16 protein-coding genes, 1 tRNA gene and 1 pseudogene are annotated in these 14,065 nt (G+C 69.3%); 11 read left to right on the top strand and 7 right to left on the bottom strand.

Annotation, left to right across the window (positions count from 1 at the left end; all coding sequences use genetic code 11):
• Positions 1 to 281: 281 nt before the first annotated feature.
• The 4 genes from ACIBF5_RS15675 (at position 282) to ACIBF5_RS15660 (ending at position 3,450) form a co-directional block, all read left to right on the top strand.
• A complete protein-coding gene (locus ACIBF5_RS15675; protein WP_396812025.1) occupies positions 282 to 443 on the top strand; it encodes a hypothetical protein in 162 nt (53 codons plus the stop codon).
• On the top strand, positions 430 to 696 hold the full coding sequence (locus tag ACIBF5_RS15670; protein ID WP_396812024.1) for a hypothetical protein: 267 nt from the start codon (positions 430 to 432) through the stop codon (positions 694 to 696). Before ACIBF5_RS15675 ends, ACIBF5_RS15670 begins: the two co-directional genes overlap by 14 nt.
• Positions 693 to 860: a hypothetical protein gene (locus ACIBF5_RS15665; protein ID WP_396812022.1), complete on the top strand. Its 168-nt coding sequence runs from the start codon at positions 693 to 695 to the stop codon at positions 858 to 860. Before ACIBF5_RS15670 ends, ACIBF5_RS15665 begins: the two co-directional genes overlap by 4 nt.
• A 394-nt stretch (positions 861 to 1,254) precedes the next feature.
• Positions 1,255 to 3,450 carry an ATP-dependent RecD-like DNA helicase gene (locus ACIBF5_RS15660; RefSeq protein ID WP_396812115.1) on the top strand — a complete coding sequence of 732 codons (2,196 nt, stop codon included), beginning with the start codon at positions 1,255 to 1,257 and terminating at the stop codon, positions 3,448 to 3,450.
• Positions 3,451 to 3,506: 56 nt separating this feature from the next.
• Here ACIBF5_RS15660 and ACIBF5_RS15655 read toward each other — a convergent pair whose 3' ends face one another.
• Entirely contained in the window at positions 3,507 to 4,598 is a 1,092-nt protein-coding gene (locus ACIBF5_RS15655; RefSeq protein WP_396812020.1) for an ABC transporter ATP-binding protein, read from the bottom strand.
• Positions 4,599 to 4,921: 323 nt separating this feature from the next.
• Here ACIBF5_RS15655 and ACIBF5_RS15650 point away from each other — a divergent pair.
• A tRNA-Thr gene (locus ACIBF5_RS15650) sits at positions 4,922 to 4,998 on the top strand.
• Between the two features lie 57 nt (positions 4,999 to 5,055).
• On the opposite strand, the gene ACIBF5_RS15645 is transcribed toward ACIBF5_RS15650, so the two are convergent.
• Positions 5,056 to 5,262, bottom strand: coding sequence for a hypothetical protein (locus ACIBF5_RS15645; protein WP_396812018.1), 207 nt, complete (start codon positions 5,260 to 5,262; stop codon positions 5,056 to 5,058).
• 130 nt (positions 5,263 to 5,392) lie between these two features.
• Here ACIBF5_RS15645 and ACIBF5_RS15640 point away from each other — a divergent pair.
• Both ACIBF5_RS15640 and ACIBF5_RS15635 read left to right on the top strand, forming a co-directional pair.
• Positions 5,393 to 5,596: pseudogene (locus ACIBF5_RS15640) on the top strand (RNA-binding protein); the annotation flags it as partial.
• A 10-nt stretch (positions 5,597 to 5,606) separates the two neighbouring features.
• On the top strand, positions 5,607 to 6,188 hold the full coding sequence (locus ACIBF5_RS15635; RefSeq protein WP_396812016.1) for a hypothetical protein: 582 nt from the start codon (positions 5,607 to 5,609) through the stop codon (positions 6,186 to 6,188).
• A gap of 29 nt (positions 6,189 to 6,217) precedes the next feature.
• Here ACIBF5_RS15635 and ACIBF5_RS15630 read toward each other — a convergent pair whose 3' ends face one another.
• A complete protein-coding gene (locus ACIBF5_RS15630; protein ID WP_396812013.1) occupies positions 6,218 to 6,868 on the bottom strand; it encodes an RNA ligase family protein in 651 nt (216 codons plus the stop codon).
• Positions 6,869 to 6,985: 117 nt separating this feature from the next.
• Between ACIBF5_RS15630 and ACIBF5_RS15625 the strand changes: the two genes are divergently transcribed.
• The 3 genes from ACIBF5_RS15625 (at position 6,986) to ACIBF5_RS15615 (ending at position 9,505) form a co-directional block, all read left to right on the top strand.
• A complete protein-coding gene (locus ACIBF5_RS15625; RefSeq protein WP_396812010.1) occupies positions 6,986 to 7,222 on the top strand; it encodes a hypothetical protein in 237 nt (78 codons plus the stop codon).
• Between the two features lie 73 nt (positions 7,223 to 7,295).
• Entirely contained in the window at positions 7,296 to 8,588 is a 1,293-nt protein-coding gene (locus ACIBF5_RS15620) for a VWA domain-containing protein (RefSeq protein ID WP_396812008.1), read from the top strand.
• The gene (locus ACIBF5_RS15615) at positions 8,588 to 9,505 is read left to right on the top strand and encodes a peptidase (RefSeq protein WP_396812006.1); all 918 of its coding nucleotides are present in this window, start codon (positions 8,588 to 8,590) and stop codon (positions 9,503 to 9,505) included. The genes ACIBF5_RS15620 and ACIBF5_RS15615 overlap by 1 nt, the downstream gene beginning before the upstream one ends.
• Before the next feature lie 60 nt (positions 9,506 to 9,565).
• Here ACIBF5_RS15615 and ACIBF5_RS15610 read toward each other — a convergent pair whose 3' ends face one another.
• Positions 9,566 to 9,802, bottom strand: a complete 237-nt coding sequence (locus ACIBF5_RS15610; protein WP_396812004.1) for a hypothetical protein — start codon at positions 9,800 to 9,802, stop codon at positions 9,566 to 9,568.
• Between the two features lie 88 nt (positions 9,803 to 9,890).
• Here ACIBF5_RS15610 and ACIBF5_RS15605 point away from each other — a divergent pair, with 88 nt between their 5' ends.
• Complete coding sequence (locus ACIBF5_RS15605; protein ID WP_396812002.1) at positions 9,891 to 10,796, top strand: oxygenase MpaB family protein; 906 nt, start codon at positions 9,891 to 9,893, stop codon at positions 10,794 to 10,796.
• A gap of 171 nt (positions 10,797 to 10,967) precedes the next feature.
• Here the strand turns inward: ACIBF5_RS15605 and ACIBF5_RS15600 are convergent, their stop codons facing one another.
• From ACIBF5_RS15600 to ACIBF5_RS15590, 3 genes are all read right to left on the bottom strand, one after another.
• Positions 10,968 to 11,411 (bottom strand): HNH endonuclease, encoded by a 444-nt coding sequence (locus tag ACIBF5_RS15600; protein WP_396812001.1) that lies wholly within the window; start codon positions 11,409 to 11,411, stop codon positions 10,968 to 10,970.
• Between the two features lie 437 nt (positions 11,412 to 11,848).
• Positions 11,849 to 13,405 (bottom strand): FAD-dependent oxidoreductase, encoded by a 1,557-nt coding sequence (locus ACIBF5_RS15595; protein WP_396811999.1) that lies wholly within the window; start codon positions 13,403 to 13,405, stop codon positions 11,849 to 11,851.
• Between the two features lie 73 nt (positions 13,406 to 13,478).
• Complete coding sequence (locus ACIBF5_RS15590; RefSeq protein ID WP_396811997.1) at positions 13,479 to 13,967, bottom strand: MSMEG_6728 family protein; 489 nt, start codon at positions 13,965 to 13,967, stop codon at positions 13,479 to 13,481.
• Positions 13,968 to 14,065 lie beyond the last annotated feature (98 nt).

The raw sequence follows: 14,065 nt of genomic DNA, 5'->3' as shown, positions 1-14,065 counted from the left end.
TCCCTTCGCTCTCTGTTCTGGTCAGAGTCTCCCTGCCCGGCGGATGCGGCCACAAGGCAGGACAAGCAAGTGATGATCAGGCCTATGCATACCTTGCATTATCCCATAGGCGGTAGCACGATGAGTACAGCATGTCACCGACCAACTGCACGGTGACATGGGTTGGCCGCCGCGTGTTCAACCCTTCGCACACGCTGCGTCAGCCACTCCAGGTGGGAGGCTCGGTGGTCGTCTAGCGGCAACTAGCGGGCACCGGGCCTCCCCGTGAGAAGGAGGTCGTCATGCTCCTGAACCTGTTCTTCGCAGTCGTTGGCTGCACACTGCTCGGCTTCTTCGCCGGCTTGTTCGCCTTCAAGGTGAAGAGCCGGTGGTGCCCGCAGTGCGGCTCCACGACCAGCGCGATCGTCGGCCGTCACCACCACGCGCCAAATGCCCGGCGTTGACCCGAAGCCCGGCGACGTCCTGGTGGTTGGCAGGAAAGCCAACCGACGGTATGCCGGCGAAAAACAGATCCTGCTCCGCGTGATCAAGGTGCTGCCAACCCAAGCCCGCCTCGGTTGGATCTGGCTGTACGGCTACGAGATCAACCAGCAGGGGCTCGCGAGGACCCGGCGCGCGGTTCTCGCCCTGCGCGACGGCTTGAGACCTATACAGGTCACCATCCCACGTCCAGCGGCAAGAAGGGGGAGGTCGTGAGGGCCCTCGACCAACTGACCAAGGAGCCCGAGTTCTACGGCGAAATGCACCGCCTGGCCGAGGTTGCCTGGAAGAGAAACATGACCGTCGACGCGCTGCTGATGTTGACTGAATTGCTAGAACCCTACGATCCCGAGGCTGATCAGGTGGGATGTCTGGGGTAGACGACGGGCACCGCCCGACCAAGGTGACGGTGAACCTCACACCCCGTGCAGTAGACGCCATGGACAGCGTGTGCGGCCGGGCGCGTGAGAGTAAGACCGAAGCGATCAACCGTGCTCTGCCGTTGCTCCTTGTCCTCGATGAGCTACTCAGCCGAAGCGACGGGCGCGGGCTCCTGGTCGTGCAACCGGACGGCACGGTTGAGCGAGTCTATTTTCTGTAGCCATCGCCCGTTGTCCCTACAGGTTTGTCAATCGGCGGCGGGGTGGCTTGGCAATTGCTCGTGGGCCTTCGGCCGCTTCGCCGGGACTGATGGATGATGCACCGGTGAGTACGACTGCGACGGCAACCGGCGTACCGCCCGCTGCGACGAGTGGGGGCCGGCCGCCGGGCACGGTGCTGCTGGACGCGGTGTTGGAGCGGATCACGTACGCCAACGAGGAGACCGGTTACACGATCGCCCGGGTCGCCACCGAACGCTCCGGGAACGACCTGCTCACCGTGGTCGGCGCGCTGCTCGGGGCGCAGCCGGGGGAGAGCCTGCGACTGGTCGGGCGGTGGGGCTCGCACCCGAAGTACGGGCGGCAGTTCGAGGTGCACTCGTACACGACGGTGCTGCCGGCGACGATCCAGGGGATCGAGCGGTACCTCGGCTCCGGGTTGATCAAGGGGATCGGCCCGAAGATGGCGGCCCGGATCGTGGAGCTGTTCGGGGCCGACACCCTGCGGATCATCGAGGAGGAGCCGGGGCGGCTGGTCGAGGTGCACGGGCTCGGCAAGAAACGTACCGCGATGATCGCCGCCGCATGGGAGGAACAGAAGGCGATCAAGGAAGTGATGATCTTCCTTCAGGGGGTCGGCGTCTCCACCTCGCTCGCCGTACGGATCTACAAGAAGTACGCCGACAAGTCCGTCGCCGTGGTCCGCGACGAGCCGTACCGGCTCGCCGCCGACGTGTGGGGGATCGGCTTCAAGACCGCCGACACCATCGCCCAGGCCGTCGGCATCCCCCACGACAGCCCACAGCGGGTCCAGGCCGGCATCCAGTACACCCTCTCCGAGGCAACCGACAGCGGCCACTGCTATCTGCCCGAACCGAACCTGGTCGCCGACGCTACCGAGATTCTCCAGGTCCCCGCCGACCTGGTCCGCACCTGCCTCGACACCCTGGTCACCGAGGAGGGAGTGGTACGCGAACAGGTGCCGAACCCGAGCACGGAGGGCACCACCATTCCGGCCGTCTACCTGGTGCCGTTCCACCGGGCCGAGACCGCGCTCGCGAACAGCCTGCTCCGGCTGCTGCACCACCGCAACGACCGGATGCCGGCGTTCGGCGGGGTGGACTGGACGAAGGCGCTGGCCTGGTTGCGTACCAGAACCGGCGCCGACCTCGCGGAGGAGCAGGAACGGGCGGTCCGGCTCGCCCTCACCGCGAAGGTCGCCGCCCTCACCGGCGGACCCGGTTGTGGCAAGTCCTTCACGGTCAAGTCCATCATCGCGCTCGCCGCCGCGAAGCAGGCGAAGATCGTGCTGGCGGCACCGACCGGGCGGGCCGCGAAACGGATGACCGAACTGACCGGGCACCCGGCCGCCACCGTGCACCGGCTGCTGCAACTGCGTCCCGGCGGCGAACCCACCCATGACCGGGACAACCCGATCGACGCCGACCTGGTCGTGGTCGACGAGGCGTCGATGCTCGACCTGATCCTCGCCAACAAGCTGGTCAAGGCGGTGGCGCCGGGCGCGCACCTGCTGCTGGTCGGCGACGTGGACCAGTTGCCCTCGGTCGGTGCCGGTGAGGTCTTGCGCGACATCCTCGGCGCCGAGAGCATCCCCCGGGTACGCCTGACGAAGATCTTCCGGCAGGCACAGGAGTCCGGCGTGGTGGTGAACGCGCACCGGATCAACGCGGGTCAGCCTCCCGCGATCGGCGAGTACCCCGACTTCTTCCTCTTCCCCGTGGACGAACCGGAGGAGACCGCGAAGCTGGTGGTGGACATCGTCGCCCGCCGCATCCCGCGCAAGTTCAAGCTGCACCCACGCGACATCCAGGTGCTCACCCCGATGCACCGGGGCCCGGCCGGTGCCGGCAACCTCAACACGATCCTCCAGGAGGCGCTGGCCCCGCACCGGGAGTCGATGCCGGAGCGGCGGCACGGGGCCAGGGTGTTCCGGGTAGGCGACAAGGTGATCCAGATCAGGAACAACTACGACAAGGGCAAGGCCGGGGTCTTCAACGGCACGGTCGGCGTGGTCACCGCGCTCAGCGGCGAGGACCGCCAGCTCACCGTCCGCACCGACGAGGACGAGGACCTGACGTACGACTTCGACGAACTCGACGAGTTGCAGCACGCGTACGCGATCACGGTGCACCGCTCGCAGGGGAGTGAGTATCCGGCGGTGGTGGTGCCGGTGTCGATGAGTTCGTACACCATGTTGCAGCGCAACCTGCTCTATACGGCCGTCACCCGGGCGCGGAAGCTCGTCGTGCTGGCCGGTTCGCGCAAGGCGATCGCGATCGCGGTCCGTACCGCCGGAACCGGTCGCCGGCACACCGCCCTGACCCACCGACTGGTCTCCGCCGGGCAGTGACAGGCCGAGGGGCGGCCCGCTCGTGCGGACCGCCCCTCGACGTGTTTCGGACTAGCTCAGATCCGTACGCCGGTGGTGGCGTGGAAGGTGTGGTTCTTGCCGGTACGCGGCTTCACGTAGACGGTGTCACCCATGTTCGGCATCGTGCGCCGGTCGGTCCGGACCACGAACCGCTCGGAGGTGCCGTCAATCGTGGCGGTGCCGTAGATGTTCGCGTCCGAGCCGAGGTCCTCGACCAGTTCGACGACGACCGGCAGGCCGCCCTCGGTCGGGCTGACCAGGTCGCAGTCCTCGGGGCGGAAGCCCACGGTGACCTTGCCGTTGCCGCCGTCGGCCTTGGCCGCCTCGACCTGCTCACGGGTGAGCGGGACGATCAGCTCGGCGAAGTTGGCGCCGCCCTCGGTCAGCGGCACGGTCTTGATGTTCATGGCCGGGGAGCCCATGAAGCCGGCGACGAAGACGTTCGACGGGGTGTCGTAGAGCGCACGCGGGGTGTCGACCTGCTGGAGCACACCGTCGAGCATGACCGCCACCCGGTGACCCATGGTCATGGCCTCGACCTGGTCGTGGGTGACGTACACGGTGGTGATGCCGAGCTTGGCCTGCAACGACGCGATCTGGGTACGGGTCTGCACCCGGAGCTTGGCGTCGAGGTTCGACAGCGGCTCGTCCATGAGGAAGACCTGCGGCTCGCGGACGATCGCCCGGCCCATCGCGACCCGCTGGCGCTGACCGCCGGAGAGCGCCTTCGGCTTGCGGCCGAGGTAGTCGTCGAGCTGGAGCAGCGCCGCCGCCTCCTTGACCCGACGGTCGATCTCCGCCTTCGAGGTCTTGCGGAGCTTCAGCGCGAACGCCATGTTCTCGTAGACCGTCATGTGCGGGTAGAGCGCGTAGTTCTGGAACACCATCGCGATGTCCCGGGCCTTCGGCGGCAGGTGGGTGACGTCGCGGTCGTCGATGAAGATCGAGCCGTCGTCGACGTCCTCCAGGCCGGCGAGCATCCGGAGGCTGGTGGACTTACCGCAGCCGGAGGGGCCGACCAGGACGAGGAACTCGCCGTCGCCGATCTTCAGGTCGAGCTGGTTGACCGCGGGGCGTTCGGTACCCGCGTACACGCGGGTGGCCTTGGAATAGGTGACCGTAGCCATGGTGGAGCGCTTCCTTTCACCGGCAGGAACGTGCCGGACGATCCGAGTGAAGGAGCCACCGGTGCGGGGGGCCGCGCCGGTCCGGACGACCCGCCGACGGCCACTGGGGTGGTTGGCGTGTCGTCCGTGTTACGCCACGGTAATCCGCTCCGCCCACCCTGCCAAGGTCAGAGGCGTACGGAGAGATGCGAACGACTCACATTTCGGGCATTGGGGTACGTTGGGTCATCAACAGGCGGCCGGGGGTAAGCGAAGTTCGCCACCCACGACCGTGGCGTCGCTGGGATCGCAACCGCACTGGCTATGCTGACCCCCGGAACACTGCCCCTGTAGCTCAGCTGGCCAGAGCACCCGCCTTGTAAGCGGGATGTCGCCGGTTCGACCCCGGCCGGGGGCTCCAACACCGCCAGCAGGGACCTCCCTGACTGGCCCGTACCCCGGGGCGGGTCGAGCGACGTTACCTGCCCCATACCTCGTCTTCGTCGCTGAGACGGCTCAGTGCGGCGCGGAACTGGAGGTGGAGTGCGGAGCCGACCGGCACGGTGATTTCGCCCTCCTCGGCATCGACGTAGAGCAGCACCTCCACGCCGGTGTCCTGGTACGCCTCGACCCCGGTGTCGCCCACCCGGGTCCAGATCCCGTGCGGGATCGTCTGCGTATCCATGGAACTTCCGCCAGTGGTCACCTCACCAACATAGGTCGGCTGCGCCTGACCCGCTGCTGGATGCGCGTGATCGGGTCCGCTGCCAATTTCGGACGGGTCGGGATGTCGAATCGATCGGTAGCCTTTGGGGATGCATGACCTGCCGAAGGCCCAATTCGCCTTTCCCGGGCCACTGCGCGACCAGCTGGTCGCGGCCATCCTGAACGGTACGAAGACCTCGACCACCGGACTGGAAATCGACTACCAGCTTGAACAGGATCCACTGCCGGCTGCCGGGCAACGGAGTGCGGTCGTCGACTTGGCGGACCAACCGGAGCGTTTTACGGTCGTGGAGCGGTTCTGACGTGGCCTATCACTACCTCACCTCACCGACTCTGGCCCGGGTGCCGGACCTGCTCGACTTCGTTTCCGCCCGGACGGGTGAGCCGAGTCCGGGCACCAGTCACCGGCTCACCGCCTACTTCGTGCACGACAGCGGTGACGACGGTTTCCTGCGGCACACAAACGTGGTCGCGCGTGCCCAGAGGGGGCTCTCCGCCCGCCTGGTCCGCAACGCGGACTACCTGGCGGCGAGCGTACGCATTCCCATCTTCTCCGCCGCGTTCGTCGCGGCGATCGGGTCGGAACTCGACCGGGACCTGGAGTTTCACCGCTGTGTGGTGCGCTGTCAGTCCGAGGAGTACGACGACTACTCCGTTGCCCGGGTGAAGACCGTGCTGCCGTTGATCGACGAGGCCCGGTCCCGGCAGCGCCCGTCGGCCGGTGGCGGGTCACCGATCCTGGCCGAGCCCTTCTACCGGGAGGAGTACGCCAACCAGTTCCTGATCGCCCGCGATGCCCGCTACCGGACCATGGTGTGCAGTCCACGCCTGGTGGAGCTGGTGCAGGCTCATCGACTGAAGGTTCGGTTCACCGCCACCAACTGATCGTGCGCCTCACCGGCTGATCGTGCGCCTCACCGGGCGAAACCGTTGACGGCGAAGTCGTCGCGGTGCCGCCAGGACGCTTCGGTGCGGACGTGCTGTGGGCGTACCCATTTGGCGACCCGGAGGCCGAACTCGGCCTCCGGGATCGGCGCTGCCGTGCGCACGACGAAGCCCTCCGAACCGGCGGCGTCGCGCTGCCGCGACCAGGTCGCGCGGGCCGTGGCCAGGTCGGGGCCGCGATGGAGTACGGGCACGAGCGGCAACTCCAGCAGGGTCGCCCACTCGACGGTCTCGTCCCAGCTCCGGAGCGTGTGCGTGGCGTCCCAGACCGCGAAGACCAGGAAGACACCGGGCAGATCGGTGTACGCCACACTGCGCCGGGCCCACATCGACTCGCCGCAGATCCGCCAGCCGGTCGGGATCTCGTGTGCCACCCGTGCCCAGAGCGCTTTCGCCGGCCGGTCCCAGGGGTGCGTGCCGGAGTCGACCGAGCGGGCGTACATCAGGTCACGGGTGAAGGTGACGTTGCCGCCGTCCATTTTCTCCGTCACCACCAGTTCGCCGGTGAGCCCGTCAAGGTTGGTGAGGATCCGGTCGTCGCTGGTCGCGCCCGGGGAGTCCGGCAGGTGGTGGGTACGCGGATACTTGCGGGCCGGCGCTAGTTCCGGCTCGTCGCGCACCGGCAGATCGTGGCATACGTGAGGTGCGGCGGGCAGCTCGATTATGAGGGTGATTCATGACTATATGCACCGAACGGGGGATAGCGGCGATTCGTTCACCCCTACCAGACTGACCTGGTGGAACGCCCACTGACGGCAGTCATGTTGGCCATCGGAGTGCTGCTCGGCCTGACGGTCGGGATCGCGTACGCCGTCGCCCGCCGCTCCTGGGTCGACTACCGCAAGACGAAGGCGAGCGTGCCCGGGATGCGCAAGGCGGCCTGGGGACTGATCCGGATCGTGGCGAGCAAGGGCGGCATCGTCCTGCTGCTCTGCATCGCGGCGGCGAGCTGGGCCGCGACCAGCGACAACTGACCCCCGTACCGGCTGTCGGATTCGGCCGATACCACTGAGATCGCACCCATTCGATCCTCACTAGGATCTCGGCGTGATCATCATAAGACGGTCCATCGCAGTCCTGTTAGGACTACTGGCCGCCCTTACGCCACTTGGTATTCCGCCGGCATCCGCCGACGAACCCACCTCCGAGCCGCCCAAAGTGGAGCTTGTGCTCGACGTGAGCGGATCGATGCGGGCCAACGACATCGACGGCCGCACCCGGATCGCCGTCGCCCAACAGGCGTTCCACGAGGTGGTCGACGCGCTACCCGACGAAACTCAGCTCGGCATCCGGGTCCTCGGCGCCACCTACCCCGGCGACGACAAGAAGATCGGCTGCCAGGACACCCAGCAGATCGTGCCGGTCGGCCCGGTCAACCGGGAACAGGCCAAGGCCGCCATCGCGGGGCTCCGCCCCACCGGCTTCACCCCGGTCGGACTCGCGCTGCGCGGCGCCGCACAGGACCTCGGCACCGGCGGCACCACCCGACGGATCGTGCTCATCACCGACGGCGAGGACACCTGCGCCCCGCCCGACCCGTGCGAGGTCGCCCGCGAACTCGCCGCCCAGGGCACCCACCTGGTCGTCGACACCCTCGGTCTGGCCCCCGACGAGAAGGTACGCAAGCAACTCGTCTGCATCGCCTCCGCCACCGGCGGCACGTACACCTCCGCGAACAGCGTCGAGCAGCTCAGTGGCCGGATCCGACAGTTGGTCGACCGCGCGAACGACACCTACACCGCCACCCCGGCGCTGGTCACCGGCACCGGCGAGTGCGGCAACGCGCCGATCCTCGCCCCCGGCGTCTACTCCGACCGGGAGAAGTTCCAGGAACACCGCTACTACCGGGTACCGGTCCGGGCCGACCAGGAGCTGCGCGCCTCGGTGAGCGTCGCCCTCGACCGCCCGCTCAACCGTGACTACGGCGTCCTGCTGCGCGCCACCGCAGCCGACGGCCGCGAACTCGTACGCGGAACGGACGCCGGCAGCGGTCGTACGGACGTGCTCTCCACCGGCCTGCGCTGGTCGGCCTCGGAGCCGGACGAGCCGACCGAGGAGCCCAGCGAGGAACCGGCCGAGGGCACGACCCTGATTGTCCCGACGCCCACCGTCTGCCTGGTGGTCAGCAACTCCTTCTCGGGACAGAACACCGCCGCCCAGGTTCCCGGCATGCCGGTTGAGCTGACCATCGACGTGGTCGACTTCTCGCCCGCGCCGAACAGCCCGGGGCTGGGCCGCGGCTGGGTCCTGCTGTTGCTGCTGACCGTCGCCGGCCTGCTCACCGGTCTGATCACCGGCTGGTTGACCCGCTGGTGGGTCGCCACCTGGAGGGAGAACTGATGGCCCGCAACCAGACTCCGACGGCCACGGCGGGTACGGCCACCGCGCTGCGCCTCGGTGCGACGACGCTTGCCGTCGCCGCTGGCCTGCTACTCCCGGCCGCCGGCCTGTTGCTCCCGGCCGGCGTGGCGGAAGCCGCACCGGCGTCACCGCTGCCGACCCCCTCACCGGGCGCGGTCACGGTCACCAAGGCCGGCACCTCGTTCCTCACCGCCACCGGGATCGCCGCCGGTCAACCGGTCAACGTCGCCGCCTCCACCGGCGACTACCTGTACTGGTCGTTCACGGCCGAAGCCGGTCAGACCAACGACGTCGCGATCAACGTGACGTTGCCGCCGTCGGCGGACCGGCACGGCCAGTCGACCTGGACGGTCGACGTCTTCGACGGGCTGCGCCGCCGGCAGGCGTGCACCGCCGGTGCCCAGACCCCGACGGTCGCGGCGACCGAGAGCACGGTGGCGCTCAACTGCACCCTGCGCCAGGTCCGCTCGTGGGCCGAACCGTGGTCCGGGGACCCGCTGCCCGGCACGTACTACGTCCGACTCGCCATCAGTGACCTGCCGGAACAGGACCTGGGCCTGCCGATCCAGGTGGGCCTGGTGGTCAGCGCGGTCGACGACGACAACATCACCCCGGAGGACGGCGACCTCAAGACGCCGCTCGTACCGGCGGTGAAGCCCGGAGCGATCCTGCCCGAGGGAGGTGCCGCGCCGACGCCGAGCACCAGCGCCAGTGCGGATCCCGCCGCCCAGGCCGCGAACGAGGACGACGGCTTCTTCTTCGGCTGGTTCGACGGCTGGTTCGACGGCTTCTCGTCCCGGTGGATCTGGACCTCGGCCGGCGGCGTACTGGCCGCGGTTGCCGGGGTGGTCGGCTTCGCCCTGACCCGCCGCCCCCGCCGCCCGGTGGTCCGCTAGATGTAAGGAAGGGCCCCTAGTACAACGGAATCCGATAACAAGGGGCCCTTCCTTAACACCTCACGGTTCCTGACGGAAGAGGCCACCACCGCCGTACTTGCGGTGGGCGGCCTGCTTGGAGACACCGAGCGCCTCGGCGATCTGCGCCCAGGACGCGCCGGCCACCCGGGCCCGGCGGACCAACACCGCCTCCATCCGCTCCACCCCACGGCGCAACTCGGCCGCAGCGCGCAGACTTTCCAACGGCTCCGGTCCCGCACTGAGCCTGAGCAGCTCCTGGAGCGGTTCGTCCGGCACGCCGTCAATATACGCTGACGGACGGTACCCGGCCGATTCTTGTCGGCGCCGATTCTTGTCAGCGGCCGGGCAGCGAAAGGAGAGTTCGGTGACCGCCCCCGCGCGCGACACCACGCCCGATCGACGTGCACCCCGATACCTGCGCGGGCTGGATCCGGTGGCGGACCATGAGCGGATCTACCGCCACATGGTGATGCGCGAGTTCTGGCCCGAGGCACGGGTCGGCCTGAACCTGGCCTTCTACCGCACGTACGCGGTGCCGTCGATCGCCCGGCTGCTGCTCGCCACGGGTGAGCTGACCGGCCGTCCCGTCAAGCGCGCCTACGACACCGGCGCCATCATGTACGAGCTGATCGCCCACGGGATCGACCACCCGCGCGGCCAGCGCGTCCTGACCATGCTGAACCGGATGCACCGGGTCCACGGCATCAGCGACCCCGAGTACCGGTACGTGCTCGGCACGCTGGTGTTCGTACCTGGGAGGTGGATCGACCGGTTCGGCCCGCGTCCCCTGACGCGGACGGAGCACGAGGCGACCTTCCAGTTCTACCGCCGGGTCGGTGCCGCGATGCACATCCCCGACATCCCGCCGACCCTCGCCGCGTTCGAGGCCGAGTTCGACGAGTTCGAACGGGTCAACTTCGGTTTCGACCCGGCTGCCAGCACCCTGATCCTGGCCACCAAGGACCTGATGGCGCAGCGGCTTCCCGCCGCCCTGCGTAACGTCGGATGGGCCCGCCGGGCCATGGCCGCCGCTACCGACACCATGCTCGACCCGCCGGTGCGCACCGCCCTCGGCGTCCCCGAACCCTCCCGGGCCGTCGAGATGGCCGTGCACGGACTGCTGCGGTTGCGGGGACGGCTGCGCCGGTTCGCCACCATCCCCGACCGTGACCTCTGGACTCCCGGTCAGCCCAACGCGGCCTACCCCGACGGCTACACCCTGGACCAACTCGGACCGGACCGACCGGCGCCGGACCGCGCGGACCGGTAGATCCTGCCCGCGACGCGGACCGGTAGATCCTGCCAGCGACGCGGACCGGTAGACCCTGCCAGCGACGCGGACCGGTAGACCCTGCCCGGGGGCGGGACCGAACGGCCCGCGCCCCGGGACAGGAGGCCGGCGGGACCCCGAATCCCCGCCGGCCGGTCAGCGGCGTACCGGTCAGAGGCGTACCAGCGTCGCCCAGCCCGGGACCGTCGGCTCGTACCGCAGCGGCATGCCCGCCTCGGCCGGCGTACGGTCGCCCTTGCGCTGGTTGCACGCGTAGCAGGCGGCGACGGTGTTCTTCCACGTGTTCCGTCCACCCCGGGAGCGGGGGAGGACGTGGTCGATGGTGGTCGCCCGTCCGTCGCAGTACGCGCACCGGTGGCTGTCCCGGACGTGTACCCCTGACCGGGACCAGGCCGGGCCGGAGCTGAACCGCCAGCGGGTGACGACGTACCGCAGCAGCCGGACCACCCGGGGCATCGGGAAGACCCCGATCCGCCGGTCCGGCTCGGCCTCGTGGATCTCGGCGACCCGGCGGCAGAGCATCCGGATCGCGTGCTGGACACTGACTTTGTGTAGTGGGCCGAGGTCGGCGTTGATGACGAGCACCGCGTCCACCGGGTCCTCCTTCCGATTCGGAAATCCACAGGTACGACCGGCTGGGCGCTGATCGACCGACGACTAATCCGGGATCCGGGGCGACCGAAACAGAAAGCCGCCCTTCTCCCTGTCTGCTGGGGGCGGGCGGCGCGGCGTCATGTCGTTTTCGACGTCAGCCGCGAAGCCTGCTCAGCTCGTGTTCTGTCCTGTCCTTACGCCAACACGTCAACCGATCGGCGCCGACCGCAACGATGGCGAGCGGTCGGAACCGCCGCATCGCACCATTGCCGTACGCCTTCATGGCTGACCCTTCGATCGGGTGGATGACCTGACGCGCTAAACGGTAATTGTGTCCACCCGTGACCGCCAACGGATTTGATCAGTTTCCGTCCCGAAGCGCGGTCGAAAACCCTGTTCCGTCCGGCAGTGCCGCCGGTCAGCGGCGGAGCCGCCGGTCAGCGGCGGGCGAGCAGGCCGCGTGGGCGTACGGACCAGATCGGCTCGGGTGCGGTGCCGTACCGGCGCAGGATCTGGTTCGCGGCCAGGATGCCGGTGACGGCGGCCCGCTCCATCAGCGCGCTCGGCACATCGGTCGCCCCTCCGGTGCCGGCTCGGATCCCGTCGCCGGCGAGGAAAAGCCCTTCGGCGTCGGTGACCACCGCCGGACGGTCACCGTGACCCCCGGGACGGAACGAGGGTGCCTGCCGCTCCACCCGGGCCCGCAGTTCGACCACCGGCAGCCTCGCCACCTCAGGCCAGAGTTCGGCCAGTTCGGCGCGCATCCGCTCGGCCAGCTCGGTCGCGGGCAGATCCGGCGCGCAGGCGTACGCGTGCAGTTCCAGCACCGACCCGCCGGTCTCCCCGGCCCAGCGCCGCGCTCCGGCCTCCAGCCGGTGGTAGAGCGTCACCGAGTCGAGCGTCGGTTGCCGGGACACCCCGCTGAACACCGCCCGGTCCGGGGCCACGTCGCCGGCCAGCCAGAAGCGCGCCACCGCGTACGGCGGCCCGGGTTCCAAAGCGGCGGCCTGGCCGGCCAGGCGGGGCGCCTCGGCGGCGAGTTCCGGCGCGGCGGCGAGGAGCGTACGCAGGGCTGGCGGGTCGACCGCCAACACCAGCGACTGCGCCCGGTGTTCCGCACCCCCGGCGATGACCCGCCAGCCGCCGCCCGCGTCGGCACCACGACCGATCCCGGTCACCGGCTCACCGGTCAGCACCTCGGCACCGAGCCGCCGCAGGTGGCGGGCGAGTGGGCGCCAGATGGCCGAGTCGTAGTCCCGCCCCGGTGCGTCGAAGGCCAGTCCCTCCGGGTTGCCGAGCAGGTAGAAGTGGAAGTTCGCCACCAGCTCCGCAGCCGACATGTCGTGCGCGTGGTTGAAGAACGAGTGCGCGAAGACCTCGAAGAGCATCGCCCGCGTCCGGTCCGGTAGCCGCAGCGAATCGAGCAACTCCTGGGCGCTGACCCGGTCCAGGTCCAGGTAGGTGCGCTCCGGGTGGTACGCCAGCAGCGGCAGCGCCGCCTCCCCGTCCATCGTGCGCAGGTCCCGCAGTCGCAGGCTCGGGCTGCGCATGATCAAGGCCAACAGGTTCAGCGGCGGCGTGCGGGGCAGGCGGGCGAACTCCTCAGACGGCCAGTCCGCAGAGAGGACCGGATAACCGGCCACCGGTTTCAGTAGCCCGAGCGGCGGGTCGATCCGGCGCAGGATCGACCGCCAGTTGTAGTACTGCCGGAAGAAGGCGTGGAAGCCGTGGTCGACGTACTGCTCGGTGCCGTCGGCGAGCGTTTCCGGCCAGGAGGCGAGTCGCCCGCCGAGCGTCGGTTGGGCCTCCAGCACGGTCACCCGTACCCCGCGTTCGGCGAGCACCACGGCGGCGCAGATGCCGGCGATTCCGCCGCCGACCACCAGCGCGTCCACCCCGTCCGGTACGCGCGACGTACCGCCCGCGCCGCCTTCGGCGTCGACCCGGACCGGCCGCACACCCAGCACCCGCCCCACCAGCCCCATAAACCCCATCCTCCGCTCCGGGGGTAAGGAAGGGCCCCTTCTTATCGTTTTTTGTATAGGAAGGGGCCCTTCCAAACCAAGGCTAGGAGGGTTGCGGCGGGCAGGCGGGTGGGCGGTCGGAGGGGGGCCAGACGTAGGGGAGGTCCGGCGGCAGGTCGCCGAAGATGGGGCGGTAGAAGTCGGGGTCCTTGCGCAGCAGCGACACCCGGTGACTCAGGTGCAGGTCCTCCTGACCCAGCCACGGTGGCAGGTCCCCGGCGGCGGCCAGTTCGGGCTGGGTGCGTACCTGGTCGGTGCCGCAGGCAGCGGTGAAGTCGACGACGAGGGTGGTCGCGACGGTGTCGCCCCGGCCGGTGGCGGACCAGACGTCGCAGACGTCCAGCCCGTACCGGACCAGCGCCTCCTCGTACCCGGCCCACATCTTGACCGCCGGGTGGTGCCGCCAGCCGTACCGTGGCCAGGTCAGCGCCCGCAGCACCTGGAGTGCCTCCACCCGCTGCTTGCCCAGTCGCCGGGGGTCGAGCGCCCGGGCGGTCGCCCGGAAATCCGAGTACGGGAGGAAGGTCTGCATCCCACCGCACTACCCGTGACGGGTGCCCGCATGCGTGCGGCGCCACGGAGCTTGTGGATCATCAGCGGGCGGCGAACGGTGATCGTGGTGACTACGAT

Origin of the sequence: Micromonospora sp. NPDC050417, from assembly GCF_044458865.1 — a bacterium.
In the GTDB taxonomy this organism is placed as follows: domain Bacteria; phylum Actinomycetota; class Actinomycetes; order Mycobacteriales; family Micromonosporaceae; genus Micromonospora_G.
The sequence above is the reverse complement of the archived record's forward strand: the minus strand, read 5'-3'. Positions and strand labels throughout refer to the sequence as shown.

Excerpts from the sequence above, each read along its gene's own strand:
- ACIBF5_RS15675 (WP_396812025.1), top strand. The coding sequence starts at position 282 with ATGCTCCTGAACCTGTTCTTCGCAGTCGTTGGCTGCACACTGCTCGGC.
- ACIBF5_RS15670 (WP_396812024.1), top strand. The coding sequence starts at position 430 with ATGCCCGGCGTTGACCCGAAGCCCGGCGACGTCCTGGTGGTTGGCAGG.
- ACIBF5_RS15655 (WP_396812020.1), bottom strand. The coding sequence starts at position 4,598 with ATGGCTACGGTCACCTATTCCAAGGCCACCCGCGTGTACGCGGGTACC.
- ACIBF5_RS15645 (WP_396812018.1), bottom strand. The coding sequence starts at position 5,262 with ATGGATACGCAGACGATCCCGCACGGGATCTGGACCCGGGTGGGCGAC.
- ACIBF5_RS15615 (WP_396812006.1), top strand. The coding sequence starts at position 8,588 with ATGGCCCGCAACCAGACTCCGACGGCCACGGCGGGTACGGCCACCGCG.
- ACIBF5_RS15595 (WP_396811999.1), bottom strand. The coding sequence starts at position 13,405 with ATGGGGTTTATGGGGCTGGTGGGGCGGGTGCTGGGTGTGCGGCCGGTC.
- ACIBF5_RS15590 (WP_396811997.1), bottom strand. The coding sequence starts at position 13,967 with ATGCAGACCTTCCTCCCGTACTCGGATTTCCGGGCGACCGCCCGGGCG.